Genomic DNA, 19,864 nt, shown 5'->3' with positions numbered 1-19,864 from the left:
CGCGGCTATTTGCGCGCCGCCGCATGCAACGGCGGCGCGGCCGGCCGTCTCAGCCGAGCTTGGCGCGCTGCTCGCGCACCCGGGCCAGGGTTTCATTGAACTGCGCGAGCCGGGCCTTTTCCTGTTCGACCACGGCCGCCGGGGCGCGCTCGACGAAACTGGCATTGCCCAGTTTGCCGCTGGCCTTTGCAACCTCGGCCTGCAGGCGCGCGATTTCCTTGTCGAGCCGGGCCTGCTCGGCAGCCACGTCGATTTCCACGTGCAGCATCAGGCGTGCGTCGCCCACTACCTGAACCGGCGCCCCGGCGTCGGGCAAGGCGGACACCACGTCGACCTGGCTCAGCTTGGCCAGCGCGGCCAGGTACGGGCCGTTGCGGCTCAGCACGGCCGCGTTGCCTTGCGCCACCAGCGGCACCCGCTGGGCCGGAGAAAGGCCCATTTCGCCGCGCAAGGCGCGCACGGCTTCGACCTGCGCCTTCAGTTCGGCCACGTCGGCCTCGGCGGCCGGGTCGATGGCGTCCGGGTTGCTCTGGGGGTACGGCTGGACGCTGACGCTGTCGGCCGCGCCGGGCTGGCGTTTGCCAGCCACCACCGACACCTTCTGCCACAGCGCTTCGGTAATGAACGGAATGATCGGATGCGCCAGCCGCAGCACGGCTTCCAGCACGCGAATCAGCGTGCGGCGGGTGCCCAGCTGCTGCGCCGGCGTTCCCTGCTGGATCTGTACCTTGGCCAGCTCGACGTACCAATCGCAGTATTCGTCCCACACATAGCGGTACAGGGCGTTGGCCACGTTGTCGAACCGGTAGTCGGCAAAGCCGCGAGCCACGTCGGCCTCCAGGCGCTGCAACTGGCTGACGATCCAGCGGTCCGCGAACGACAGCTCGACGGGTTGATCGCCGCCCAGTTCGTGGCCTTCGGTGTTCATCAGCACATAGCGGGTGGCGTTCCACAGCTTGTTGCAGAAGTTGCGGTATCCCTCGCAGCGCTTCAGGTCGAAGTTGATGTTGCGTCCCAGCGTGGCGTAGGCTGCCATCGTGAAGCGCAGCGCGTCGGTGCCGAAGGCGGGAATGCCATCGGGGTACTGGCGGCGCGTTGCCTTTTCAATGGACCCGGCCTGCTTGGGATTCATCAGGCCATAGGTGCGCTTGGCCACCAGGCCTTCCAGGTCGATGCCGTCGATCAGGTCTACCGGGTCCAGCGTGTTGCCCTTGGACTTGCTCATCTTCTGGCCGTCCGCATCGCGGATCAGGCCGTGCACATACACGTGCTTGAACGGAATCTGGCCGGTCAGGTGCGTGGTCATCATGACCATGCGCGCCACCCAGAAAAAGATGATGTCGAAACCGGTGACCAGCACGCTGGACGGCAGGTAGCGCTGCAGCTCGGCGGTCTGTTCGGGCCAGCCCAGGGTCGTGAACGGCACCAGCGCCGACGAGAACCAGGTATCCAGCACGTCGGGGTCCCGCGTCAGCGGCCCCGTCACGCCCGCGGCACGGGCCTGCTCCTGCGCTTCGGCTTCGGAATGCGCCACGAACACCTGGCCGTTTTCCGAGTACCAGGCGGGGATCTGGTGGCCCCACCACAGTTGCCGCGAAATACACCAGTCCTGGATGTTATTGAGCCACTGGTTGTAGATGGTGGTCCAGTTCTCCGGGTAGAACGTAATGCGGCCGTCGGCCACGACGTCCAGCGCCACCTGGGTAATGCTTTTGCCGGGATGCAGGGTGCCCTCGGGCGCCGGCTTGCTCATGGCCACGAACCATTGGTCGGTCAGCATGGGTTCTAGCACCACGCCGGTTCGATCGCCCTTGGGCTGCATCATCTTGTGGGGCTCGACCTTCACCAGGTAATTCTGTGCCTCGAGTTCGGCCACCACCGCCTTGCGCGCCTCGTAGCGTTCCAGCCCCCGGAACTGCGCGGGGCCGTTCTCGTTGATGTGGGCGTCCGGCGTAAAGATCACGATCATGGGCAGATCGTGGCGCAGGGCGCAGGCGTAGTCGTTGAAATCGTGGGCGCCGGTGATCTTCACGCAGCCGGTGCCGAACTCGGGGTCGACGAAATCGTCCGCGATGATGGGGATATTGCGGTCGCACAGCGGCAGTTCGACCATCTTGCCCACCAGGTGGGCGTAGCGCGGGTCGTCAGGGTGCACGCACAGCGCGCCGTCGGCCAGCATCGTCTCGGGCCGGGTGGTGGCAATGGTCATGCCGCGCAGCGTGACCGCCTGGCCGTCCTTGTCGACGATAGTCTGCGGCCCGTCCACAAACGGGTACAGGATATGCCACATATGGCCGTCGACCTCTTCGGATTGCACCTCCAGGTCGGAAACGGCGGTCAGCAGCTTCGGGTCCCAGTTGACCAGGCGCTTGCCGCGATAGATCAGGCCCTGCTGGTACAGGCGCACGAAAGTCTCGACCACGCCGCGCGACATGCGCTCGTCCATGGTGAAATATTCGCGGGGCCAGTCGGCCGAGGCGCCCAGCCGCCGCACCTGGCTGGTAATGGTGCTGCCCGATTGCTCTTTCCATTCCCAGACCTTCTCGATGAACTTCTCGCGGCCCAGGTCGTGGCGCGACAGGTTCTCGGCGTCCAGCCGGCGTTCCACGACGATCTGGGTGGCGATGCCGGCATGGTCGGTGCCCGGCACGAACACGGTGTCGTCGCCGCGCATGCGATGGTAGCGGATCAGCCCGTCCATGATGGTCTGGTTGAACGCATGGCCCATGTGCAGGGTGCCCGTGACGTTGGGCGGAGGAAACTGGATCACGTAAGGCTGGGGGTCGGTCCCTGTTTTTACGTGCTGGCCTGCGGCGAAATAGCCGCGCCGCTCCCATTCGGCATACCACTGCGCCTCGAGCGCGGCGGGCTCGAAGCTTTTCGACAGTTCGGTGGAGTCGGTATCGGGCGAGGGTTGGGCTGCTGCTTCGGTCATTACGGGTTCCGGCGAAAACGGGGGCAGGCCAATATGCGGCCAGGCAAACCAGCAATTTTAAGATGTATTGCTGACTTGACGGCGTGTTAGAATGCCGGGTTACTGTAAACCTTTCAGAAGTCCCTGTTTTTATTAAGAAAACGGCGGTCGCCGGAACCATCCGGCAAGGTCCAGTCTCGAATCCAGTCCCGGAACGCAGCGCCGGGGGCGGCCCGCGTGCAGTTCGTCACGATGCGGCGCGCCGCGGCGGCGTGCATCCACCTACTGCAATACAGTCATATCCAAAGTTTGGAGCATCCATGTCCGTCGAACGCACTCTCTCGATCATCAAGCCCGACGCCGTCGCCAAGAACGTCATCGGCCAGATCGTCGCACGCTTTGAAAACGCCGGCCTGAAGGTCATCGCCGCGCGCCTGCAGCAACTGTCGCGCACCGACGCCGAACGCTTCTATGCCGTGCACAAAGAACGCCCCTTCTTCAAGGATCTGGTCGACTTCATGGTTTCGGGCCCCGTGTTCGTGCAAGTGCTCGAAGGCGAAGGCGCCATCCAGAAAAACCGCGACCTGATGGGCGCCACCGATCCCAAGAAGGCTGCTCCCGGCACGATCCGCGCCGACTTCGCCGACAGCATCGACGCCAACGCCGTGCACGGCTCCGATGCGCCCGAAACGGCTGCCGTCGAAGTGGCGTTCTTCTTCCCCGAAATCAACATCCACAGCCGTTGATCCGGGCCGTTGCGCCGGATGCTTGTCATGGAAACCGAACGCGTGAACCTGTTGGGCCTTGATGGCGCCGCGCTGTCCGAGCTGGTCGGGCAGTGGGGCGGCAAGCCGTTTCGCGCCCGCCAGTTGCAGCGCTGGATACACCAGCGCGGCGCCGATTCGTTCGATGTCATGACCGACCTTGCCCGCGAATTCCGCGGGCAACTGGCGCAACGTTGCAGTATCCAGGCGCTGCCGGTCAATACCGAGCAGCGCTCGTCCGACGGCACGCGCAAATGGCTGTTCGACGTCGGACAGGGCAATGCCATCGAAACGGTGTTCATCCCCGAAGACGACCGCGGCACCCTGTGCGTGTCCAGCCAGGCGGGCTGCGCCGTCAATTGCCGTTTCTGCTCCACCGGCCACCAGGGGTTCAACCGCAACCTTACGTCCAGCGAAATCATCGGGCAGCTGTGGTGGGCCAAACGGGTGCTGCAGGCCGATGCCGGCACCGCGCGGCTGGGCGGCGCCGCCTCGAGCGACACGCGCGTGATCAGCAATGTCGTGATGATGGGCATGGGCGAACCGCTGCTCAACTACGACCAGTTGCTGCCCGCACTGCGCCTGATGCTCGACGACAATGCCTATGGCCTGTCGCGCCGTCGTGTCACGGTGTCCACATCGGGGGTGGTTCCCATGATGGACCGCCTGTCGCGCGACTGCCCGGTTGCGCTGGCGGTGTCGCTGCACGCGCCCACCGATGCGCTGCGCGACGAGCTGGTGCCGCTCAACAAGAAATACCCGCTTGCCGAACTGCTGGCCGCGTGCGAACGCTACCTGGCCAGCGCGCCGCGCGATTTCATCACCTTCGAATACTGCATGCTCGACGGCATCAACGATACCGACGAGCACGCCAAGGCGTTGATCCAGGTGGCGCGGCAGGTGCATTGCAAGCTCAACCTGATTCCCTTCAATCCGTTTCCGGCTTCGGGCCTGAAGCGGTCTCCGGCGGCGCGCGTGCGCGTGTTCGCGCAGCGGCTGATGGACGCGGGCATCGTCACTACGGTACGCAAGACGCGCGGCGACGACATCGACGCCGCCTGCGGCCAGTTGGCCGGCGAAGTCCGCGACCGCACGCGTGTGGCTCTGCGTAACGCCGGCCGTACCATTCCCATTGCACAGGTGCAGGCATGACGCAGCAGGCTGATTCGGCTGTTCTCGCAAGCGAGTCCCCCGTCCAGGCGCAGGCCCAGGCTCCCACGGTGGGCCAGGCCCTGCAGGCGCTTCGCCTGGCCAAGGGTTGGTCGCTCGACGAAGTGTCCAGCCGCATCAAGTTCTCCTCGCGCCAGATCCAGGCGCTGGAAAACGAGCAATGGGACAAGCTGCCCGGCGGTGTGTCGCTGCGCGGGCTCATCCGCAGCTACGCCCGGCTGCTGGGCGCCGACGCGACCGCCATCGTGGCCTCGCTCGAAGCCCAGATAGGGCCGCCGCCCGCGCCCAGTCCTCGTACACGCCCCATGGCCGTGCCGGTCCATCCGCACGATGACGACCGCGCGGGCATGTCGTGGGGCTGGCTGCTGATCATCCTGGCGCTGCTGGCGGCGTTGCTGGCCTACGCATTCTGGCAGGGCTGGTTGCCCGCCGATTGGTTGCCCGGCTCCTGGTCCTCGCCGGCAAACACGTAACCCGTACTCGCATGCAAGAGTTGTCTCCGCCCTGCCAAGATGCCCCGCTGCCCGCAGTGGGCGCCGCGCCGCGCCGGCCTACGCGCCCGGTAACGGTCAAGTGGGGCGAGCATCAGGTGGTCATCGGCGGCGCGGCGCCGGTCGTGGTGCAATCCATGACCAACACCGACACCGCCGATGCCATCGCCACCGCCATCCAGGTCAAAGAGCTCGCGCAGGCCGGGTCCGAGCTGGTGCGCATCACGGTCAACACGCCCGAGGCCGCGCGCGAAGTCATCGCAATCCGCGAACAGCTCGACCGCATGGGAGTGTCCGTGCCGCTGGTCGGCGACTTTCACTACAACGGGCACAAGCTGCTCACCCAGTTTCCCGATTGCGCCCGGGCGCTTTCCAAGTACCGCATCAACCCCGGCAATATGGGCGGCGGTAAACGGCGCGACGATAACTTCGCGCAAATGATCGAAGTGGCCTGCCGGTACGACAAACCGGTGCGCATCGGGGTCAACTGGGGCAGCCTCGACCACGAGCTCATGGCGCGCAAAATGGACGAGAACAGCCGGCGCGCGCAGCCCTGGGAAGCGCAGGCGGTGATGCGCGATGCCCTGGTGGTGTCGGCCATCAGCAATGCACGGCGCGCCGAAGAACTCGGGCTGCGCGGCGACGCCATCATCCTGTCGTGCAAGGTCAGCCACGTGCAAGACCTTATCGCCGTGTATCGCGACTTGTCTGCGCGCTGCGACTACCCCTTGCATCTCGGGCTCACCGAAGCCGGCATGGGCAGCAAGGGCATCGTCGCATCCACGGCCGCGCTTGCGGTGCTGCTGCAGCAGGGCATAGGCGACACCATCCGGATTTCCCTCACCCCCGAGCCCGGCGGCGACCGCGCCCGCGAGGTCATCGTGGCCCAGGAAATCCTGCAGACCATGAACCTGCGCGCGTTCACGCCCATGGTGGTCGCCTGCCCGGGGTGCGGCCGCACCAGCAGCACCTTCTTCCAGGAGCTCGCCGACAGCATCCAGTCGTACCTGCGGCGCCAGATGCCGGTGTGGCGCGCCCGCTACCCCGGCGTCGAATCCATGAACGTCGCGGTCATGGGCTGCGTGGTCAACGGTCCCGGCGAGAGCCGGCATGCCGATATCGGCATCAGCCTGCCGGGTACCGGCGAGGTTCCCGCAGCGCCGGTGTTCATCGATGGCGAACGCACGGTTACCCTCAAGGGCGACCGCATCGCCGAAGAGTTCCAGAACATTGTCGAAGACTACGTCGCGCGCCGTTACGGTGCGCAGGCCACCCACTGAAAACAAAGGCTGAACCGCAAGGCGCGCGCCATGGCGCGAGCCATTGCGGCATGAAGAAAATGACGCAAGCTTTCCAGAAGGTCGCCGCGATACGCGGCATGAACGACATACTGCCCGGCGACGGCGCACGCTGGGAAAAATTCGAAGAACTCGTGCGCCGGTGGCTGCATGGCTACGGTTATCGCAACCTGCGCACCCCCGTGCTCGAGCATACCCGCCTGTTCGCGCGCGGCATCGGCGAAGTCACCGACATCGTCGAAAAAGAGATGTACACCTTCACCGACGCGCTCAATGGCGACTCGCTGACCATGCGGCCCGAAATGACCGCTGGCGTGGTCCGCGCCGCCATCGAACACAATTTGCTGTACGACCGGCCGCAACGCGTCTACAGCATCGGCCCGGTGTTTCGCCACGAGCGCCCCCAGCGCGGCCGCTATCGCCAGTTTCATCAGATCGACGTCGAGGCGCTGGGTTTTGCCGGGCCCGACGTCGACGCCGAGCTTATCGTCATGCTGGCCCGCCTCTGGAAGCTGCTGGGCCTGACCGATATTCGTCTGGAACTGAATTCACTGGGGCAGGCCAGCGAACGCGCCGCCCATCGCGCGGCGCTGATCGAACACCTGGAGCGCCACCGCGACATTCTCGACGACGACGGGCAGCGGCGCATGTACTCCAATCCGTTGCGCGTTCTCGACACCAAGAACCCCGCCATGCAGGAAATGGCCGATAGTGCGCCGCGCCTGTTCGACTTCCTTGGAGACGAATCGCGGGCGCATTTCGATGGCCTGTGCCAGTTGCTGGCCGACGCCGGCATCGAATACCGTCTCAACCCCCGGCTGGTGCGCGGTCTCGATTACTACAACCTTACGGTTTTCGAATGGGTCACCGACCGCCTGGGCGCGCAGGGCACGGTGTGCGGCGGCGGCCGCTACGACGGACTGGTCGAACTGCTGGGCGGCAAGCCCGCGCCTGCCGTGGGCTTCGCCATCGGCATGGAACGGCTGCTCGACCTCTGGCAGCAGGTCTGCCCGTCCGCGTCGGCGTCTGCGCCCGAGTGCGATGTCTATGTGGTGCACCAGGGCGACCAGGCGCAACGGGCCGCCGCGCGCGTGGGCGAGCAACTGCGCGACGCCGGCTTGTCGGTCATCGTGCATGCCGGCTCGTCGGGCTTCAAGTCGCAATTCAAGCGCGCCGACGCCAGCGGGGCCCGGGTTGCGGTTATTCTTGGCACCGATGAATTGGCCGCCGGCGCCGCGAGCGTGAAGTTCCTGCGCGCCGATGCAGCGGGCGAGGGCGCCCAGCAACAGGTCCCGCTGGACCAACTGGCCGACGTTTTGAAATCCAAGGGTTAGCATGGCATACGATCTCGAAGAACAGGAAAAACTCGACGCAATCAAGGCCTGGTGGGCGCGCTACGGGACGCTGGTGCTTACGCTGGCAACCGTCGTCCTGGTTGCCTGGGGCGGCTGGACGGGCTGGAAGGCCTATCAGGCGCACCGGGCCAATCAGGCAATGGGCTACTTCGAAGCCCTTGAAGATGCCGCTCGCCTGGGGGGCGCAGATTCCGTGGTGCGCATCAAGGCGGCTGCCGCCACGCTGCGCAGCGATTACGCCGCCACGGGCTACGCTGCCCGCGGCGCGCTGGTGGCCGCCCGCGCGCTCGAGCAACAGGGCGACGTCGCGGCCGCGCGCGAGCAACTCGAATGGCTTGCCGCGCAGTCCGGTCATGCCGCCTTGCAGCCCGTCGCGCGCGTGCGCCTGGCCGGCCTGTTGCTCGACCAGAAGCAGTACGACGCCGCCCTGGCGCAGCTCGATAATCCGCCGGCGGCGTTTGCGGCGCTGTTTGCCGATCGCCGCGGCGATGTCCTGGCCGCCCAGGGCAAGCACGAAGAGGCCCGCAAGGCATGGACGGCCGCGCTCGATGGGTTCTCCGCCGCCGATCCTCTGCGGCAAGTCGTGCAATTGAAACTGGACGCCCTCAGCGGAGCCTGAACGTATGCGTAAATTCCGCCCCGGCCGCGTGTTGCGCGGCATAGCCCTGGCAGCCAGCGTTTTCGCGCTGGCCGGCTGCTCGATGTTCTCCAGCGACGACGACCGCTACGATCCGGCGCCGCTTACCGACTACGCCCCAGGCATGTCGGTGCGCACCATCTGGTCCACGTCGGTGGGCAGCGGCTCGGGGTACGGATTTGTGCCGGCCGTGGTCGGCGACGCGGTATATGCGGCAACGCCCAACGGCTCGGTCGCCAAGCTCGATCTGGCCAGCGGCCGCGCCCTCTGGAAAGCATCAGCCGACACCCGGCTGTCGGCCGGCGTCGGCAGCGACGGCACCACCAGCGTGGTTGCCTCGCCCCTGGGCGAAGTCATCGCCTTCGACGACACGGGCAAAGTCAAATGGAAGGCGCAGGCATCCAGCGACGTATCCATTCCCCCGGTAGTGGGTTATGGCGCGGTGGTGGTACGCAGCGGCGACTATCGTATCCAGGCCTTCAATGTCGAAACCGGCGAGCGTCTCTGGAGCCTGCAGCGCCCGGGCCCGGCGCTGGCGCTGCACGGCAATGCGCAGATGATCATGGCCGAGGGCCTGGTCATTACGGGCCTGCCGGGAGGCAAGCTGCTCGCCATCAACGTCGGCAGCGGCAACGTGCAATGGGAAGGCACCGTGGCCACGCCGCGCGGCGCCAGCGACCTCGAACGCCTGACCGATGTCGTGGGCGCGCCTCGCGTGGCCGGCAATCTGCTGTGCGCGGTCGCGTACCAGGGCCGCATCGTCTGCTTCGATGTCACGCAGGGCGGACGCCCGCTGTGGGCCAAGGATTTCTCCAGCGCCAGCGGCATGGCGCTCGACAATCAATTCGCGTATGCCCCCGACCAGCACGGGGTCGTCAGCGCCTTTGCGCTGGACAGCGGTGTAAACGTCTGGAAGCAGGCCGCCCTGAAGAATCGTCGGTTGACGTCGCCCGCGCCGTTGGGCGATGCCATCGCGGTCGGTGATTTCGACGGCTATGTGCATTTCCTGTCGCGCAGCGACGGCAGCCTGCTGGCTCGCCTGTCGGTGGGCGGCGACGCCATTGTCTCGCCTTTGCAAAGCACGCCGCAGGGCGTGCTGGTGCAGACCGGCAATGGCAATATCGTGCTGATCGGCACTAATTAACAACTTTTCTACTGCCCGTCCACACCGTGTCTTTCAAGCCTGTCGTTGCTCTGGTCGGTCGCCCCAATGTGGGCAAGTCGACGCTCTTCAACCGCCTGACGCGTTCGCGCGCAGCGCTGGTTGCCGACTACTCCGGCCTGACGCGCGACCGCCACTACGGCGAGGGCCGCGTGGGCGAAACGCCGTTCATCGTCATCGATACGGGCGGTTTCGAGCCGGTGGCCAAGACGGGCATCCTGCGCGAAATGGCAAGGCAGACCCGCCAGGCCATTGCCGAGGCCGACGTTGTGGTGTTCCTGGTGGATGCCCGGGCCGGCGTCAACGCGCACGACCACGAAATTGCCCAGCTGTTGCGCAAAACCGGCCAGCAGCGCGTGGTGCTCGCGGTCAACAAGGCCGAAGGCATGGGCGTGGGCAGCGCCACCGGCGAATTCCACGAACTCGGGCTGGGCACCCCGCATCCCATTTCGGCCGCGCACGGCGACGGCATTGTCAGTCTCATCGAAACCGCGCTGCAAGGCCTGGGCGAGCCGGCCCAGGCGCCCGACCAGGACGCCGACCCCGATCAGCCGGTGGACCACCGCATCAAGCTCGCCATCGTGGGGCGCCCCAACGTGGGCAAGTCCACGCTCATCAATACCTTGATGGGCGAAGAGCGCGTCATTGCGTTCGACCTGCCCGGCACGACGCGCGACGCCATCGAAATCGATTTCGAGCGCGACGGCCGCAAGTACACGCTCATCGACACGGCCGGGCTGCGCCGCCGCGGCAAGGTCTTCGAGGCGGTCGAGAAATTTTCGGTCATCAAGACCCTGCAGGCCATCGAGGCCAGCAACGTCGTGCTGCTGATGCTTGATGCCCAGGCAGAAGTGTCCGAGCAGGATGCGCATATTGCCGGTTTCGTGCTCGAAACCGGGCGCGCGGTCGTCGTCGCCATCAACAAGTGGGACGGGCTCGACGCCGACCAGCGCGAGCGCATCGAACGCGAGTTCCAGCGCAAGCTGAGGTTCCTGTCGTTCGCCCCGGTGCACACGATCTCGGCGCTCAAGGGGCAGGGGGTCAAGCCGTTGCTCAAGTCGGTGGTCGCGGCGCATGCCGCAGCCTTTGCCAAGCTGTCCACTCCGCGCCTGACCCGCGAACTGCAGGCCGCCGTCGAGCAGCAACCGCCTCCCCGCAAGGGTATCTTCAGGCCCAAGATGCGCTACGCGCACCAGGGCGGCCAGAACCCGCCGCTGGTGGTCATTCACGGCAATGCGCTCGACGCCATTCCCGATTCATACCGCCGCTATCTCGAAACGCGTTTCCGCGCGGCTTTCAAGCTGGCCGGCACGCCGCTGCGCATCGAATTCAAATCATCGCGCAATCCTTACGCGCAGGAAAACTGATCCATGAGCCGCTACTGGAGTCCCATCGTCGGGACACTCAGTCCCTATGTGCCGGGCGAACAGCCCAAGCTGCAAGACCTGGTCAAGCTGAACACCAACGAGCATCCGTTCGGTCCCTCGCCCAAAGTGCTGCAGGCGCTGCGGGCAGCCTGCGACGATTCGCTCAAGCTGTATCCGGATCCATCCTCCGACCGCCTGCGCCAGGCCATCGCCGCCAACTTCAAGGTCCAGCCCGAACAGGTGTTCGTTGGCAACGGCTCCGACGAAGTGCTGGCGCATGCCTTTCAGGCGCTGCTCAAGCACGACGGCCCGCTGCTCTATCCCGACATCACCTATAGTTTCTATCCGGTGTATTGCGGGCTGTACCAGATCACGGGGCAAGCCGTGCCCCTGACCGAAGATTTCGACATCAACGTGCAAGACTACCTGCCGGAATCCGGGCGCCAGGCCGGCGGCATCATCTTCCCGAATCCCAACGCGCCTACCGGACGGGCGTTGCCGCTGGCCGATGTCGAACGCGTCGTGGCCGGCAACCCCGACATCGTCGTGGTCGTGGACGAAGCCTACGTCGATTTCGGCGCCGAGTCGGCGGTGGGGCTGGTTTCTCGCTACGACAACCTGCTGGTTATCCAGACATTGTCCAAATCGCGTGCGCTGGCGGGCCTGCGCGTCGGTTTCGCGATCGGCAGCCGGGTTCTCATCGAGGCCCTCGAGCGGGTCAAGAACAGCTTCAATTCCTATCCCATCGACCGCCTCGCCGAGGCAGGCGCGGTGGCGGCCATCGAAGATACGGCCTATTTCGAGCGCACGCGCCAGGCCGTCATTGCCATACGCGAAAAGCTGGCGGGGCAACTGCAGGAACTGGGCTTCCAGGTGCTGCCGTCTGCCGCCAACTTCGTATTCGCGCGCCATCCCGGCCATGACGGGGCCGGGTTGGCCGCCGCGCTGCGCGACCGCAATATCATCGTGCGCCATTTCTCGCACCCGCGCATCGACCAGTTCCTGCGCATTACGGTCGGCACCGAAACGCAATGCTCGCGCCTGGTCGAGGCCTTGCGGGCCATCCTTGCCTGAGCATGCCGGCAATCCCGCGTGCATCCCGTCAGCGGCCGGCCATACAGCAGCCACGGCGGGCGCGGCATTGCTCCATGTCTTGCCAGACACCTTATGAAAGAATTTGCCCGGCAGGGCAAGTGGCACAGGGCGGGAAAACCCTGTAGAGTACATATCTCGGCGTCTGCCACCACTCAAAACAAACAATTGGAGCCTGGCCAATGAGCAATAAAGGGCAAACTCTGCAAGATCCGTTTTTGAACACGCTGCGTAAAGAACACGTGCCTGTGTCCATCTATCTGGTAAACGGCATCAAGCTGCAAGGGCAAATCGAATCTTTCGATCAATACGTAGTGCTGCTGCGCAACACCGTCACGCAGATGGTCTACAAGCATGCCATTTCTACCGTCGTTCCGGCGCGCGCCGTCAATTTCCAGGTGGATGTTCCCGCTGAATAACTTCCAGGCTCCGGCTGTACCATTTTCTGCCCGCCGCACGGCACGTGTCGGCGGGCATTTTCGCTGTAAAGGGGTGCTCGCATGCGTGCGCTGATCATCAGTGTCGACCTGGGCAATCCCGATTTCACGGCGCACGCCGAAGAATTCGCCATGCTGGCGCGGGGCGCCGGCGCCGAGATCGTGGGCACCGTCACCGCCCGCCGTGACCGTCCCGACGCCAAGTTCTTCATCGGTTCGGGCAAGGTCCAGGAAGCCGTGGCCATGGCCGGCGCTCTGCTGGCCGACATCATCCTGTTCGACCAGCCTTTGTCACCCGCCCAGCAGCGCAACCTCGAACGCGAGTTCAACTTGCGTGTCGTTGACCGCGTGGCGCTCATCCTCGATATTTTCGCCCTGCGGGCCAAGAGCCACGAGGGCAAGCTGCAGGTCGAGCTGGCCCAGTTGCAGCATCTGGTTACGCGACTGACCCGCCTCTGGACCCACCTTGAACGTCAGCGTGGCGGCATCGGCATGCGCGGGCCGGGCGAGTCGCAGCTCGAAATGGACCGCCGCATGATCGGCGCCAAGGTCAGGGTGCTGCGCGAGCGGCTGGACCGCGTCGAACGGCAGCGGGTCACCCAGCGGCGCGCCCGTGCGCGCGGCGGTGCGCTGTCGGTGTCCCTGGTCGGGTACACCAACGCCGGCAAATCCACGTTGTTCAACGCCCTGACGCGCTCGGGCGCGTATGCGGCCGACCAGTTGTTCGCCACGCTGGACACCACCACCCGGCGCATCTGGATCGAGGGCACCGGCTCCGTGGTGTTGTCCGACACGGTGGGGTTCATCCGCGACCTGCCTCCCAACCTGATCGCCGCATTCCGGGCCACGCTCGAAGAAACCATCCATGCAGATCTGCTGCTGCACGTGGTCGACGCAGCCAGCCCGCAGCGCGACGAACAGATCGCCGAAGTCAATAAAGTGCTGGCCGAGATCGGGGCAGGCTCCATCCCCACGATTCTGGTGCACAACAAGATCGACCGGGCGGGCCTGGCCCCCCGGGTAGAACGTAACGCGCATGGTACGATTGCGCGAGTATTCGTAAGCGCTACCGAGCGCGCCGGTCTGGATGCGTTGCGCGGGGCAATTGCAGAGATCGGCCAGATTGTGGGAAACAATGCCTCGAATCACCAAACTCTTCAATCTGAATGACCCGGGCTGGGGTCGCGGCAACAATAATGGTTCCGAGCCGCCCAGACGCCCCCGGGGCAACAACGACGGCCCTCCCGATCTCGACGAGGTCTGGCGCGACTTCAACAACCGCATCGGGTCCCTTTTCGGACGCAAGGGCGGGGGCGGCAACGGCCGGCCCGGCAATCGCGGCGGAATGACTCCGCCGTCGCCACGCGGCACCCGCATCGGGATGGGCGTGGTGGCGCTGGTGCTGGTGCTGCTGTGGCTGGCCAGCGGCTTCTACATCGTCCAGGAAGGCCAGGTTGCCGTCGTCACGCAATTCGGCAAGTACCAAAGCACCAAGCCCCCAGGCTTCCAGTGGCGCCTGCCGTACCCCATCCAGAACGCCGAGACGGTCAACATTTCGCAGCTGCGTACCTTCGAAGTGGGTTTCCGTGGCGGCTCGCGCAACAAGGTGTTGCCCGAAGCGCTCATGCTGACCACCGACGAAAACATCGTCGACATGCAATTCGTCGTGCAGTATCGCCTGCGCGCCGAAGGCGCCCCGGACTACCTGTTCAATATGCGCGATCCCGACGAATCCGTGCGCCAGGCCGCCGAAACGGCCATGCGCGAAATCGTTGGCAAGAAGCCCATGGACTTCGTCCTGTACGAAGGCCGTACCGAGGTCGCCATCGAGGTCCAGAACCTGATGCAGCAGATTCTCGACCGCTATAAGTCCGGCATCCAGGTCAGCACCGTGGCCATCCAGAACGTGCAGCCGCCCGAACAGGTGCAGGCCGCGTTCGACGACGCCGTCAAGGCAGGCCAGGATCGCGAACGCCAGATCAACGAAGGGCAGGCCTATGCCAACCAGGTCATCCCCATGGCGGGCGGCCAGGCTTCCCGCATGACCGAACAAGCCGAAGGCTACAAGGCCAAGGTCCTGGGCGACGCCCGCGGTGACGCCGCGCGCTTCACCAGCATCCTGGCCGAATACCAGAAGGCTCCCGATATCATGCGCGAACGCATGTATCTCGAGACCATGCAGCAGATCTTCTCGCGAGCCAGCAAGGTCATGGTCGACACCAAGGACAGCAACAACCTGCTGTACCTGCCGCTCGACAAGATCATGCAGCAAACCGCCCGTGACGTGCAGGTCAAGCCCACCGCGCTGCCTGGCGCAAGCCAGCCCGCCGTTCCGCAACCGCCCGCACGCAATACCGGCTCCAGCTCGTCCGGCAACAATGGCAGCGGCAGCAACGTGCTGTCTCGCGACCGCCTGTCGCGCTAACCGGAGAAGCCCAGATCATGCAACGTTTCATGCCTATCCTGGTCGGCCTCCTGCTGGTGGTCGCCGCTTTGTCGTCCATGGTGTTCATCGTGCGCGAGCGCGATTACGCACTGGTGTTCTCGCTGGGCGAGGTCCGCAAGGTCATCGGCGAGCCCGGCCTGTATTTCAAGGCGCCGCCGCCTTTCCAGAACGTCGTCACGCTCGACAAGCGCATCCTCACCATCGAGTCCAGCGACGCCGAGCGCATCCAGACGTCCGAAAAGAAAAACCTGCTCATCGACTCGTACGTCAAATGGCGCATCGCCGACCCGCGCCTGTACTATGTCACTTTCGGCGGCAACGAGCGCGCCGCCCAAGAGCGGCTGCAGGCCCAGATCCGCGACGCGCTCAATGCCTCGGTCAACGTGCGCACCGTCAAGGAAGTCGTGTCGGCCGAGCGCGACAAGATCATGAGCGAGATCCTCACCACGGTGGCCAAGCGAGCCGAACCGCTGGGTGTCGAGGTGGTCGACGTGCGCCTGCGCCGTATCGAGTTCGCGCCCGAGATCTCCGAATCCGTCTACCGGCGCATGGAGGCCGAGCGCACCCGCGTGGCCAACGAACTGCGTTCGATCGGTGCGGCCGAAAGCGAGAAAATCCGTGCCGAGGCCGACCGCCAGCGCGAGGTCATCCTTGCCGAGGCCTACGCAAAGGCCCAGGCCATCATGGGGCAGGGCGATGCCGAGGCCAGCGCCCTGTATGCCGAGGCCTTTGGAAAAGACCCCGACTTCTACTCGTTCTACAAGAGCCTCGAAGCCTATCGGTCCACGTTCTCGAATTCCGGCGACGTGCTGGTTGTCGACCCCAGTTCCGAATACTTCCAGTTCATGAAGAACTCCACCGGACCAAAGGCAGCGCCGGCCCAGTAAGGCCCATCGGCAGGCGGGCGCCGGCGCGGGCGCCCCTGCAACGGTCCATAAACCATGTACAATACCGCGTAAGCTAGAAAACATTCCGCAGCGGCTGAGCGGGCTTACGCCCCTTCAGCCGCTTTTGTTTTGGGCGTTGCCCACGCATTTCAGGTGTAAGTCAGGTAAAACCCATGGGTAACTGGTTGCTGCCCGAGAGCCTCGCCGACGTGCTTCCCGCCGAGGCCCGGCGTATCGAGGAACTGCGGCGCGAGCTTCTCGATCTGTACCGCACATATGGCTTCGAGTTGGTGGCGCCGCCCCTGGTCGAACATATAGATTCGTTGCTGTCGGGCACCGGCAGCGACCTCGACCTGCTCACCTGTAAGCTCATCGACCAACTGTCCGGCCGCACCCTTGGCGTACGCGCCGACATGACCCCCCAGGTTACGCGCATCGACGCGCACCTGCTCAACCGGGCGGGCGTGACGCGGCTGTGCTACTGCGGCAACGTGCTGCATGCCCAGCCGGCCGACCTGCTGTCCAGTCGCGAGCTGCTGCAGATCGGCGCCGAAATCTACGGCCATGCCGGCTTCGAGGCCGATCTCGAAATTCTTGCGCTGGTGCTTGATACCGTGGCGACGGCAGGTGTCCGGCATCCGCGCCTGGATCTCTGCCACCCCGGCGTGGTGCGCGCCATCCTGGATGCCGATCCCGCCGCTGCGGCATGCGCAGGGCAGATCGTCCTGCGGCTGCGCGAAAAAGACGTTCCCGGGCTGGCCGAGCTCGCGCGCACTGATTGCGCCATCCGTCCGGATACGCTGCAGGCGCTGCAGAAGCTGGCAGGCCTGTACGGCGGCCCGGACATCATCGATCAGGCTCGTCGCGAATTGCCGGGCCTGTCCGGGGTGGCACAAGCCCTGGATGCGCTGCAGGCCATCGTCGATGCCATGCCTGGCGTGGCGCTGAGCGTCGACCTCGCCGACATCGGCGGCTATGGCTACCATTCTGGCGTCACGTTTGCGCTGTACGCCGAGGGCTGGCACGACGCGCTGGTCAGTGGCGGGCGCTACGACGATGTCAGCCGTGCATTCGGCCGGGCGCGGCCGGCAACCGGTTTCAGCCTGGACCTGCGCAAGCTGGCCAGGGGGCTGCCGCCGGCCGGCCCCGCCTGCGCCATCCGCGCGCCCTGGGGGCAGGATGCCGGGCTGGTGGACGCTGTGCGCAAATTGCGCAAGGCAGGCGAAATCGTGGTCCAGGTGCTTCCTGGTCACGAGCAAAGCCAGGACGAATTCGTCTGTGATCGTGAACTCGCGCTGCAAGACGGCGCCTGGACGGTCCGAAAGCTGTAAAACTGACTCCCCCTTGTATCCAGGGGGCCGCGGGCAATTTCCAGATTTCCCGAGAACTCGATATTGATTCGTACCATGAGCAAGAACGTAGTGGTTATCGGCACCCAATGGGGTGACGAAGGCAAGGGCAAGATCGTTGACTGGCTGGCCGAGTCCGTCCAGGGCGTGGTTCGCTTCCAGGGCGGCCACAACGCCGGGCATACTCTGTGGATCAACGGCAAAAAGACCATCCTGCGCCTGATTCCGTCGGGCATCATGCATCCCGGCGTAACGTGCTTCATCGGCAACGGCGTGGTGCTGTCGCCCGAGGCCCTGCTCAAAGAAATCGACGAACTCGAAGCCGCCGGGCTGGACGTGCGTTCGCGCTTGCAGATCTCCGAGGTCTGCCCGCTGATCCTGCCGTACCACATTGCCGTCGACCAGGCCCGGGAGGCTCGCAAGGGCGACGCCAAGATCGGCACCACGGGCCGCGGCATCGGTCCGGCCTACGAAGACAAGATCGCGCGCCGCGCCCTGCGCGTGCAAGACCTGTTCAATCCGCAGCTGTTTGACGAAAAGCTCGCCGAACTGCTCGACTACCATAACTTCGTGCTGACCCAATATCTGGGCGCGCCGGCCGTGTCGGCCGAACAGGTGCGCGACCAGGCCATGGCGCTTGCGCCGGCCATCGCTCCCATGGTGAGCGATGTGTCCAGCAACCTTTACGCCATGCAGCAGGCCGGGCAGCGCCTGCTGTTCGAAGGCGCGCAAGGCGCGCTGCTCGACGTCGACCACGGCACGTACCCCTTTGTCACCAGCAGCAACTGCCTCGCCGGCGCGGCCTCGGCGGGCGCGGGCGTGGGTCCCCAGTCGCTCGACTATGTCCTGGGCATCACCAAGGCCTACACCACCCGGGTGGGTTCCGGTCCTTTCCCCACCGAACTGGTGGACGAAATCGGCACGCGTCTGGCCACCATCGGCAAGGAATTCGGCTCGGTCACGGGGCGTCCCCGTCGCTGCGGCTGGTTCGACGGCGCAGCGCTCAAGCGCTCGGTGCGCCTGAACGGCATTACCGGCCTGTGCATCACCAAGCTCGACGTGCTCGACGGCCTGGAAACCATCCAGCTTGGCGTGGGGTACCGCGTCAACGGCGAATTCCGCGACGTGCTGCCGTACGGCGCCCATGCCGTCGCGCAGGCCGAGGCGGTGCTCGAAGAACTGCCGGGCTGGAGCGAGTCCACTGTCGGCATCACCGAATACGCCAAGTTGCCCGCCGCTGCCCGCCGCTACCTCGAGCGGGTCGCCGAGCTGTGCGGCGTTCCCATCGACCTGGTTTCCACGGGCCCCGACCGCAACGAAACCATTGTGCTGCGCCACCCGCTCAAGGGCTGACGCCATCGACGACGCCCGCTGCAGGCCTGGCGCCGCGCGGGTTATCATTGAAAGGCCGCCGCCGGCCACACCGGTGGGCGGCCTTTTCGTATTTTCCGGAGACCCCGCCACCATGAGCGCGCCCACCAACGACGATAGCCACCTGTGGATCACCTGGGACGGATACAACCGCCTTATCGAGCGCTTGACGCTGCAGGTGTACCAGTCAGGGTGGACGTTCGACCTGATTCTCTGCCTGGCGCGAGGCGGCATGCGTGTCGGCGATGTCATGTCGCGCATCTTCGATGTGCCGCTGGGCATCCTGGCGACCAGCAGCTACCGCGAAGCGGCCGGCACCAAGCAGGGCGAACTCGATATTGCGCAGTTCATCACCATTACCCGCGGCGCGCCGGCCGGGCGGGTGTTGCTGGTCGACGACATGGTCGACACCGGCCTGACGTTCAACCGGGTTCAGGAGCACCTGCGTCGCCAGTTCCCCGAAATCACCGAACTGCGCAGCGCCGTGTTGTGGTGGAAAGGCCATTCGCAGGCCACTCCCGATTACTACGTTGACAAACTCCCCACCAATCCCTGGATACATCAACCATTCGAGGAGTACGACAGCCTGCGTCCGCACCAGCTCGAGGCCTGGATCCGCAAGGGTTCGCAATCGCCCCGCCAGCCCTCCTGACCCACTTCTATGGCTAAATTCTTGTTCGCATGTTAGAATCTTGGGTTACCAGTAAACCCTTGACTGCGTGCGAATGCCGGCAGGGGTTTCCGGGGCGCACAGGCGTGGCTTGTTGAAGGGTTTTCGGTCTGGCGGTTGCCGTTTTCGCCGTTTAGAACAAAAATCACCCAATAAGCCATGCCGGGCTTGCAGTCGAAGCGCCCTGTGTGATCAACCATTTTGTTTACCCCAAAGCAGGCCTGCCACTTTATGCCTATTGTCCGACTGAAGGAAAACGAACCGTTCGAAGCTGCTCTGCGCCGCTTCAAGCGCACCATCGAAAAGACCGGTTTGCTCACCGAGCTGCGTTCGCGCGAGTTCTACGAGAAGCCCACGGCCGAGCGCAAGCGCAAGCACGCCGCCGCCGTCAAGCGCCACTACAAGCGGATTCGTAGCCAGCAGCTGCCTCCCCGCCTGTACTGATCCGTCTGAT

Annotated in this window: 18 protein-coding genes; 17 read left to right on the top strand and 1 reads right to left on the bottom strand. The window is 65.1% G+C overall.

What is annotated here, in order from left to right:
• Window positions 1–49 precede the first annotated feature (49 nt).
• Window positions 50–2,935: a valine--tRNA ligase gene (locus tag CAL18_RS10520; protein ID WP_094817813.1), complete on the bottom strand. Its 2,886-nt coding sequence runs from the start codon at window positions 2,933–2,935 to the stop codon at window positions 50–52.
• A 299-nt stretch (window positions 2,936–3,234) separates the two neighbouring features.
• On the opposite strand from CAL18_RS10520, the gene ndk reads away from it, so the two are divergent.
• From ndk to rpsU, 17 genes are all read left to right on the top strand, one after another.
• Complete coding sequence (gene ndk, locus CAL18_RS10515; RefSeq protein WP_026638323.1) at window positions 3,235–3,660, top strand: nucleoside-diphosphate kinase; 426 nt, start codon at window positions 3,235–3,237, stop codon at window positions 3,658–3,660.
• A gap of 27 nt (window positions 3,661–3,687) precedes the next feature.
• Complete coding sequence (gene rlmN, locus CAL18_RS10510) at window positions 3,688–4,830, top strand: 23S rRNA (adenine(2503)-C(2))-methyltransferase RlmN (protein WP_026638322.1); 1,143 nt, start codon at window positions 3,688–3,690, stop codon at window positions 4,828–4,830.
• Window positions 4,827–5,321, top strand: coding sequence for a helix-turn-helix domain-containing protein (locus tag CAL18_RS10505; protein ID WP_026638321.1), 495 nt, complete (start codon window positions 4,827–4,829; stop codon window positions 5,319–5,321). Before rlmN ends, CAL18_RS10505 begins: the two co-directional genes overlap by 4 nt.
• Before the next feature lie 11 nt (window positions 5,322–5,332).
• Window positions 5,333–6,619, top strand: coding sequence for a flavodoxin-dependent (E)-4-hydroxy-3-methylbut-2-enyl-diphosphate synthase (gene ispG, locus CAL18_RS10500; RefSeq protein ID WP_094817812.1), 1,287 nt, complete (start codon window positions 5,333–5,335; stop codon window positions 6,617–6,619).
• A gap of 59 nt (window positions 6,620–6,678) precedes the next feature.
• Window positions 6,679–7,971 carry a histidine--tRNA ligase gene (gene hisS, locus CAL18_RS10495; protein ID WP_026638319.1) on the top strand — a complete coding sequence of 431 codons (1,293 nt, stop codon included), beginning with the start codon at window positions 6,679–6,681 and terminating at the stop codon, window positions 7,969–7,971.
• Window position 7,972: 1 nt separating this feature from the next.
• Complete coding sequence (locus CAL18_RS10490) at window positions 7,973–8,611, top strand: YfgM family protein (protein WP_026638318.1); 639 nt, start codon at window positions 7,973–7,975, stop codon at window positions 8,609–8,611.
• A 4-nt stretch (window positions 8,612–8,615) separates the two neighbouring features.
• Complete coding sequence (bamB, locus tag CAL18_RS10485) at window positions 8,616–9,773, top strand: outer membrane protein assembly factor BamB (protein ID WP_094817811.1); 1,158 nt, start codon at window positions 8,616–8,618, stop codon at window positions 9,771–9,773.
• Between the two features lie 26 nt (window positions 9,774–9,799).
• On the top strand, window positions 9,800–11,158 hold the full coding sequence (der, locus tag CAL18_RS10480) for a ribosome biogenesis GTPase Der (protein ID WP_026638316.1): 1,359 nt from the start codon (window positions 9,800–9,802) through the stop codon (window positions 11,156–11,158).
• 3 nt (window positions 11,159–11,161) lie between these two features.
• Window positions 11,162–12,232, top strand: a complete 1,071-nt coding sequence (gene hisC, locus CAL18_RS10475; RefSeq protein WP_026638315.1) for a histidinol-phosphate transaminase — start codon at window positions 11,162–11,164, stop codon at window positions 12,230–12,232.
• A gap of 200 nt (window positions 12,233–12,432) precedes the next feature.
• Window positions 12,433–12,669: an RNA chaperone Hfq gene (gene hfq, locus CAL18_RS10470; protein WP_012248943.1), complete on the top strand. Its 237-nt coding sequence runs from the start codon at window positions 12,433–12,435 to the stop codon at window positions 12,667–12,669.
• 81 nt (window positions 12,670–12,750) lie between these two features.
• Complete coding sequence (gene hflX, locus CAL18_RS10465) at window positions 12,751–13,857, top strand: GTPase HflX (RefSeq protein ID WP_094817810.1); 1,107 nt, start codon at window positions 12,751–12,753, stop codon at window positions 13,855–13,857.
• Window positions 13,823–15,112 carry an FtsH protease activity modulator HflK gene (gene hflK / locus CAL18_RS10460; protein WP_026638313.1) on the top strand — a complete coding sequence of 430 codons (1,290 nt, stop codon included), beginning with the start codon at window positions 13,823–13,825 and terminating at the stop codon, window positions 15,110–15,112. Before hflX ends, hflK begins: the two co-directional genes overlap by 35 nt.
• A 17-nt stretch (window positions 15,113–15,129) precedes the next feature.
• Entirely contained in the window at window positions 15,130–16,020 is an 891-nt protein-coding gene (gene hflC / locus CAL18_RS10455) for a protease modulator HflC (protein ID WP_026638312.1), read from the top strand.
• Between the two features lie 173 nt (window positions 16,021–16,193).
• A complete protein-coding gene (locus CAL18_RS10450; protein WP_026638311.1) occupies window positions 16,194–17,351 on the top strand; it encodes an ATP phosphoribosyltransferase regulatory subunit in 1,158 nt (385 codons plus the stop codon).
• 75 nt (window positions 17,352–17,426) lie between these two features.
• On the top strand, window positions 17,427–18,722 hold the full coding sequence (locus CAL18_RS10445) for an adenylosuccinate synthase (protein ID WP_038851909.1): 1,296 nt from the start codon (window positions 17,427–17,429) through the stop codon (window positions 18,720–18,722).
• Between the two features lie 112 nt (window positions 18,723–18,834).
• Entirely contained in the window at window positions 18,835–19,392 is a 558-nt protein-coding gene (locus tag CAL18_RS10440; RefSeq protein ID WP_026638309.1) for a phosphoribosyltransferase, read from the top strand.
• 249 nt (window positions 19,393–19,641) lie between these two features.
• Window positions 19,642–19,854: a 30S ribosomal protein S21 gene (rpsU, locus tag CAL18_RS10435; protein WP_006218592.1), complete on the top strand. Its 213-nt coding sequence runs from the start codon at window positions 19,642–19,644 to the stop codon at window positions 19,852–19,854.
• Window positions 19,855–19,864: the final 10 nt, after the last annotated feature.

The sequence above is a fragment of the Bordetella genomosp. 7 genome (assembly GCF_002261415.1).
GTDB lineage: Bacteria > Pseudomonadota > Gammaproteobacteria > Burkholderiales > Burkholderiaceae_B > Bordetella_A.
This window is presented reverse-complemented; position numbering and strand designations above follow the sequence as displayed.